5 protein-coding genes are annotated in these 7551 nt (G+C 67.4%); 4 read left to right on the top strand and 1 reads right to left on the bottom strand.

The annotated features are described in order from the left end of the window. Positions 1-4 precede the first annotated feature (4 nt). On the top strand, positions 5-1468 hold the full coding sequence (gene tnpC / locus AC0GNO_RS23010) for an IS66 family transposase (protein WP_472905666.1): 1464 nt from the start codon (positions 5-7) through the stop codon (positions 1466-1468). Positions 1469-1802: 334 nt separating this feature from the next. Here the strand turns inward: tnpC and AC0GNO_RS23005 are convergent, their stop codons facing one another. Continuing rightward, positions 1803-3527: a hypothetical protein gene (locus AC0GNO_RS23005; RefSeq protein ID WP_472905665.1), complete on the bottom strand. Its 1725-nt coding sequence runs from the start codon at positions 3525-3527 to the stop codon at positions 1803-1805. Between the two features lie 77 nt (positions 3528-3604). Here AC0GNO_RS23005 and AC0GNO_RS23000 point away from each other — a divergent pair, with 77 nt between their 5' ends. From AC0GNO_RS23000 to AC0GNO_RS22990, 3 genes are all read left to right on the top strand, one after another. After that, complete coding sequence (locus AC0GNO_RS23000) at positions 3605-4660, top strand: aminoglycoside phosphotransferase/kinase family protein (RefSeq protein ID WP_472905664.1); 1056 nt, start codon at positions 3605-3607, stop codon at positions 4658-4660. Between the two features lie 75 nt (positions 4661-4735). Next, entirely contained in the window at positions 4736-5911 is a 1176-nt protein-coding gene (locus AC0GNO_RS22995; RefSeq protein WP_472905663.1) for an ABC transporter substrate-binding protein, read from the top strand. After that, complete coding sequence (locus tag AC0GNO_RS22990) at positions 5884-7551, top strand: ABC transporter permease (RefSeq protein WP_472905662.1); 1668 nt, start codon at positions 5884-5886, stop codon at positions 7549-7551. The genes AC0GNO_RS22995 and AC0GNO_RS22990 overlap by 28 nt, the downstream gene beginning before the upstream one ends.

Below are 7551 nucleotides of genomic sequence, written 5' to 3'. Positions count from 1 at the left end.
CCAGATGCTGCAGCGCCTCATGAGCGAGCTCAAACACAAGCAGACCCTGCTGGACAAGCTCACCTACGAGATGGCGATCCTCAAGCGGTTGAAGTTTGCCGCCAAGACCGAGGCGCTCAACGCCGATCAGCGCAGCCTGCTGGAAGAAGCACTCGAAGAAGACCTGCAGGCGGTGGATGACGAGATCGAGCAGCTGCGCCCTGCTGCAGAACGCACCACACGCCAGCTACCGAAGCGCCTGCCACTGCCGGCCCAGCTGGCGCGCCAGGAATTCGCACACGAGCCCGAGGTGACCGATTGCTGCGGCCAGGCCATGCGCCGCATGGGCGAGGACGTGGCCGAGAAGCTCGACTACACGCCCGGCGTGTTCACGGTGCACCGCCATGTGCGCGGCAAGTGGGTGTGCGCCTGCTGCCAGACACTCAAGCAGCAGCCGGTCCAGGCGCACATCATCGACAAGGGCCTGGCCACCACCGGCTTGCTGGCCCAGGTGCTGGTGGCCAAGTACGCGGACCACCTGCCCCTGTACCGCCAGGAGACCATCTATGCCCGTGCTGGGGTGCCGCTGGCACGCTCGACCCTGGCGCAGTGGGTGGGCAGCTGCGGCGTGCAACTGCAGCCGCTGGTCGATGCGCTGCGCCAGGAGGTGCTCGCACACAGCATCGTGCACGCCGATGAGACCCCGGTGCAGATGCTCAAGCGCGGCAGCGAGCGCGATGGCAAGACGCACCGCGCCTACCTGTGGGCCTACACCCCGGGGCGGCACGAAGACCTCAAGGCCGTGGTCTACGACTTCTGCGAAAGCCGCGCGGGCAAGCACGCCGGTGCATTCCTCAAGGACTGGCGCGGCACGCTGCTGGTCGATGACTTTGCGGGCTACAAGCAGCTCATGGGCGAGCACATCACCGAAGCGGCTTGCTGGGCCCATGCCCGGCGCAAGTTCTTTGAGCTGCACGCAGCCAACAAGAGCCAGATCGCCGAGCAGGCGCTGGTGCAGATCGGGCAGCTCTACGAAGTGGAGCGGCAGGTGGCCAATGTCGATGGCCCCGAGCGGCTGCGAATGCGCCAGCAGCACAGCCGCCCGATCGTGGACAAGTTGCACGCCTGGCTGAGCGAACACCGCAGCAAGGTACCCGAGGGTTCAGCCACGGCACGGGCCATCGACTACAGCCTGCGGCGCTGGCAGGCGCTCACGCGCTTCCTGGACAACGGGCAACTGCCCATCGACAACAACTGGATCGAGAACCAGATGCGTCCGGTCGCGCTCGGTCGTAAGAACTGGTTATTTGCCGGCTCGCTACGGGCGGGACAGCGTGCGGCTGCCGTGATGAGCCTGATCCAGTCGGCCAAGCTCAACGGCCACGACCCCCACGCCTACCTCAAGGATGTGATGACCCGGCTGCCCACGCACAAGGCCAGCCGCATCGGGGAACTGCTGCCGCATCGGTGGCAGAGCGCTGCCATCTGATTCTCAGCCATGACCGCCAGCGGCGGTCAATATGGGGTGCCCGGACGGATACGGATGTCTTAGCGTAAGAAGTTTTCGACTTCGGCTCTGCAGTGCTTCTGGATCATGCCTTCGTAGCCCGCATAACTCCTAGACATCAGTTTTCGACTTTAATTGTCGGGAACACCGCATCAACGACCGTTTCTCCACCGATCGAAGTGACGGTCCCGACCCGTTGCGGGCATCTGATCGGCGAGATTCGACGTCTTGAAGAAGTCGTCCAACCTTTGTGCGCAGCCGCGGCACGAGGGCGTCCAAATGCAACATCGTTCACACCGTACGGAATAGCCAGCCGTCAGACTCCCAGCACCTTCAAAGCGGAATCGGTCAAGCCCGCCCATCCACGGCCGGTGATGCCGGTCTTGCGGTCAGCGTTCGGCATTTCCTCGTAGACGAAGAAGCCGGCGTCACGCGCTTCACTCACGCCAGCACCCCGCGCGCTGCCAAAGCAGTCGTTCAGCAACGCCTGCCGGCCCAGCAGATAGGCAACAAAGGTTTCGCAGCGGCGAGTGGAATAGGGCAGGTTGGCGCTGAAGGCAATCGTGGCAGCCTGGTTGATGGTGCGGCCTCCATGGGCAGGTTCCACCTGCACGCCCCGGCAACCCTGCACGATCAGTCGCGCTGGGCCGTGCAGCGCCAGGTAGCGCAACTGCAGCGTCAGCCAGGCGTGCAGGCTGGTCAGTCGCCAGTGCGCGGTGATGCGCAGCGGCGTGTCTCGCCGTTGCATCACGCCAACCAGGTTGTGCGGCTGCATCACCACCGCGCTGCCGGCCGGCACGTTCAGTACGCCGATCTCGGCCAGCGCGTTGTGCGTGGCCGAGATCACGAACGATTCGGGCACATCGCAGCGGATACGTGTCAGCGCCACCATGCCGGCCGACAAGCTGGTCAATGCAAAGCGCCAGCTGAGCAGCCATTGCGTCGTTTTCTCGCCAGCGACGGATGCACTCTGCAAAAACTCGGGATGTATCAACAGCTCATGCAGGGAATCGACGGTCATGGCTCGCGACACCGACGATGCACCGGTCTCCAGGGTCAGCACGCCGCCGGTGTCCGGCAGGAGCCGCACCGGCGGGCGGCGGGCGGCCAGTGGTGCGAGCACAAAATAGAACAGCGCCTTGATGGCGATGGGCGTGAGGATGACCCCCATGAGGATCAGCAGTGCGGTGGGCATAACCTCTTGCACTGGCCGCCATAACTTGCCGACCCAGTTGGCGCTCTCAAGCTTCTGCAATTCATCCATGCGCGCACGCAGCGGCTGGAGCGCGTCGTTGACCGTGCTTGGGGACAGCGTCAGCGGGGCCAGTGGCGCCAGGGTCCGGACGCCGTTCACCAGGGCCAGCTGACGCCGGTAGTCGGCGTCAGCGCGCTGGTTGTCGGTCAGCAGCTGCGCGCGCTGTTGATTCAGAGCTTGTAGCTGCTGGTACTCGGCGGCACCCGGAAGGCGGCTCTTGACCCAGTGCTTTTGTTCCAGCGCATCACGTTCCTGCCCGACGGCCTGCCATCGAGCGTACAACCTGGCGTGACCCAGGCGCAGGCGCTCCAGCTCGACGCGCTGCGCCTGCGCAGATTGCTTGGCCAACAGCCGCAGCTTGGCCTCCTGCAGCCAGGTGCGTTCTTGCTGCAGCAGCCCGATTGCGCCGTCGATCTGCAAAGCCAGCAATTGCGCGTGGACGATGGATTGACCCGCCATAAACGGCGCCAGACCGGTCAACGGCTGGCGTTCCAGCCGTTTGCGCGCGATTTCACTGTCCACCGCCGTGATGCGCGTTTCCAGCGTGTCCAAGGTCGCCGTCTGCAGCCTGGCGGCGCGGGCATTGACTTCCTGAGCCAGCTTCTGCAGTGAAGCATGGATGATCTGATCGGCGTCGATCAGCCGCGCTGACTCGGCACGCATCGACTGCCAGGCCTGCCACTCGACCCAGCCGGCGCGGCCCAGCAGCAGCACGGCAATGATCAGCACCAAAGACAGCAGATGGCGCAGCAGCCAGCGCAGCACGGTGACCAGCAGAACTTGCAAACGATTCCTGACAATTCGGTTGAGGGCTGAGGGCGGACACGCCGATTTTCACCCCGTCGCCTATGCTCGGGTCCACCATGAACATGGACCCTGTCTGCAGCCAGTTGCTGGCGAACCTCCCCCGTGACATCCCGGCACCCCGTGGCCTGGAGCCGTTGCCCGACAAAGGCCTGGCGCACTGGCATGTGCGGCTGATCGGAACCGGGTGGCTGGCGCGCATTCCCAAACAGAGCCAGATGGACCTGGCCGCGCTGGAGAACCTGCGCTACCAGAGCGCCTGCTTCCAGCGCGCCGCACCGTCGGGGCACGTTCCGCTGCTGCACAGCGTGATCGAGCCATCGGACGGGATGCCCCGGGGGGCGCTGCTGGTGGAGGAGATCGTGGGCACGCCGGCCAGCGAGCCCCGCCATCTCGCGCCCATCATGCAGGCGCTCGCCGCCATCCACGCGCTGCCCGTGCCTTTGCCGGAAGAGCGCGCGCCATTGCTCAACGAACGGAATCCCCTGGCAGGACTCGTTGCGCTCATCGACGCGCAGGCCCGTTACCTGGACCATGCCGCCGTGCCACCCGCATCGGCCCGGGCGGTGAAGGCGCGACTGGCGGACCTGGCGCAGCGCATGGCGCCGGCCGTGATGGCCTGTCCGCAGCGCCTGATCACCTTCGACGCCCACCCGGGCAACTTCCTGATCACGCCCGCTGGCAAGGCGGTGCTGGTGGACCTGGAGAAGTTGCGCTACAGCTACCCGCCGCTCGACCTGGCGCACGCGACGCTCTACACCTCGACCACCTGGGACCGCGACGCCTCGTTTCAGCTGTCCACCGAAGCGGTGGCACGCGCTTACGAGGTCTGGGCCGCGGCGGTGGGCGAGGCGATTGCCGGGCCGTGCCGGCGCGCGCTGGTGCCGTTGCGCGAGATGATGTGGCTCTGGTCGGTGACCTGGTGCGCCAAGTGGCTGGCCGAGTCGGCTGGCGGCCACGGGGTGCGCAGCGATGGCGAAGACTGGTCGGCCCGGAACAGCGAAGCTGCGCTGATCGAGCACGTGCGGGACCGGGTGAACGATTACCTGTCCAGCCGTTGCATCGAACGCCTGCTGGCGGAGTTTGACGAGCTGCAAACCGTGTTGGTCACATGAAGCGGGCGAAGCTGTAAGCTTTGACGGCTTCGCCCGACTATGGGCTTTACCCCTTTGCTTTCGGAGTGCTTGCACATGAATTGGTTGCCCCTCACCACCCTGGCGCTGAGCCTGTCGGTCCCCTTCGCGGCGCACGCCGACTGGGCCAAAGTCGAGGCTGATGCCAAGGGCCAGACGGTGTACTTCAACGCCTGGGGCGGCAGCGAGGCGACGAACACCTACATCGGCTGGGTGGCGCAGCAGGTCAAGGGCCGCTACGGCGTGGAGCTGCGCCACGTCAAGGTGACGGACGCGGCCGAGGTGGTCAAACGGGTGCAGACCGAAGTGGCCGCCGGGCGCCGCACCGACGGCTCGGTGGATCTGATCTGGGTCAACGGCGAAAACTTCCGCAACCTGAAGCAGGGCGGTCTGCTGTTCGGCCCCTGGGCCGAGAGCCTGCCCAACTGGGGTTCGGTGGACCTGAACAAGCCCGTGCGCAGCGACTTCTCGGTGCCCACCGACGGCTATGAAGCGCCCTGGGGCGCGGCGCAGCTGACCTTCATCGCCGACAAGGCCAAAACACCCACGCCGCCGCGTTCGGCGGCCGAGCTGCTGGTCTTTGCCAAGGCCAACCCGGGCCGCGTGAGTTACCCCAAGCTGCCCGACTTTCACGGCACGACCTTCGTCAAGCAGGTGCTGATCGAACTCGCGCCCGATCGAAAACTGCTGCAGGCGCCGGTGTCGACCGCCAGCTTTGCCTCGGCCACGGCGCCGCTGTGGGCTTATCTGGACCAGCTGCACCCGCAGCTCTGGCGCAGCGGCAAGACCTTCCCGGCCAGCGCCGCTGAAATGCACCGCATGCTGGCCGATGGCGAACTGAAGCTCTCGCTGACCTTCAACCCCAACGAAGCGGCCAACCTGATCACCACGCGCCAGTTGCCCGCCACGGCCTACAGCTTCGGCTTCACGGGCGGCACCATCGGCAACGTGCACTTTGTCGCCATCCCGGTCAACGCCAAGGCCCGGGCCGGCGCCCAGGTGGTGGCCAACTTCCTGCTGTCGCCCGAAGCCCAGGCCCACAAGGCCGACGTGGCGGTCTGGGGCGACCGCAGCGTGCTCGACCTGGCCAAACTGCCCGCCGCCCTGCAGGCCACCATGCGCAAGACCGCACCCGGCGCACTGGCCGAGGCCGTGCCCACGCTCGCCGAGCCCCACGCCAGCTGGGTGGAGGCGCTGGAGGCCGAGTGGCTGAAGCGGTACGGCGCGCGCTGATCCGGCATTTGTCGCCGCAAGGGCCACCGGGCCACGGGCGGCGACCGTCGGCGGTGTGGCTGGCGGTGCTGCCGGTGGCGCTGATCCTCGGGCCCTTGCTGCCCGGGCTCTACTGGGCGCTCGCGCCCTCGCTGGACGCCGCTGTCTGGCGGGCCCTGTGGGCCGACGCCCAATGGCCCCTGGCCTTGCAGGCCACCCTGCTGTCGGCCCTGCTGGGGACCGCGCTCGGTGTGGCGATCGCGGCCGTGCTCGCCACCCTGTACTACCCAGGCCGTCGCTGGGCCGACCTGCAACGGCGCATGCCCTTGTTGCTGTCGGTGCCGCACGCGGCCTTTGCCGTGGGCCTGTTTTTCCTGCTCTCGCCCTCGGGCTGGCTGGCGCGCGCGCTGGCCCAGGCGCTGGGCTGGGCCGAGCCGCCCGCCTGGATCACGGTGCAGGACCCTTATGGCCTGAGCCTGGCGCTGGCGCTGGGCATCAAGGAGAGCTGGTTTTTGCTCTGGGTGCTGGTGGCGGTGCTGGGCGAGCAGCAGGTCCAGCGCCACATGGTCGTGGCCCGCTCGCTGGGCTACAGCCGGGTGCAGGCCTGGCGCCGGGTGTTGTGGCCGCAGTTGCTGCCGCGCCTGGGCTGGCCGCTGGCCGCCGTGTGGGCCTACGGTCTGTCGGTGGTGGACATGGCGGTGATCCTGGGGCCGGGCACACCGCCCACCCTGGCCGTGCTGATCTGGCAGTGGCTCATCGATCCCGATGCCGCGATGCAGGCCAAGGGCGGTGCCGCGTCGCTGGTGCTGCTGGCGCTGTTCCTGCTGGGGGCTGGCGCCGCACGATGGTTGTGGCGCCACGCCGTGCACCGCGCGGCCTACCCGGCGGGCGAGCGCCGGCCGGCGCCCCGACCGGCCCGCGTGGGGCTGCACCTGCCCTTGTTGTTGATCGGCTATGCGGTGGTGGCGGTGCTGCTGGTGTGGTCGCTGGCCGAGAGCTGGTTCTTCCCCGCGCTGTGGCCCGAATCGCTGTCGCTGCAGACCTGGCAGCAGGCCGACTGGGCGCCGTTCTGGACCACGCTGTGGCTCGGTGCGGCTGCCGTGCTGCTGTGCCTGCCGGCGGCGCTGCTCTGGCTGGAGTGGGGGCCGCAGCGCTACAACGCCGTGCTGTATGTGCCGCTGATCATTCCCGCCCTGCCGCTGGTGGCAGCGCAGTACGCGGCCTTGTTGCGGCTGCAGGTGGACGGCACCGCGCTGGGCCTGGTGTGGAGCCACCTGCTGTGGGTGCTGCCCTACATGGTGCTCACGCTGATCGGCCCCTACCGCGCTTTTGATCGCCGCCTCATGACCACCGCGCGGGCGCTCGGGCATTCCCCTCTGAGGGCCTGTTTGAGTGTGAAGTGGCCGATGCTGCTGAAGCCCATGCTGGCTGCGCTGGCCGTGGGCTTTGCGGTGAGCGTGGCGCAGTACCTGCCGACGCTGTTTGCGGGTGGTGGGCGTTTTGTCACGGTGACCACCGAAGCCGTGGCCCTGAGCGCCGGCGGCAACCGCCGCGTGCTGGCCGTGCAGGCGATGCTGCAGATCGCGCTGCCGCTGCTGGGCTTTGGCTTCGCAGCGCTGATCTCACACTGGGCCGGCCGTTGCCGGAAGGGGCTGCGTTGA

The sequence above is a fragment of the Hydrogenophaga sp. L310 genome, from assembly GCF_055703065.1.
This window is presented reverse-complemented; position numbering and strand designations above follow the sequence as displayed.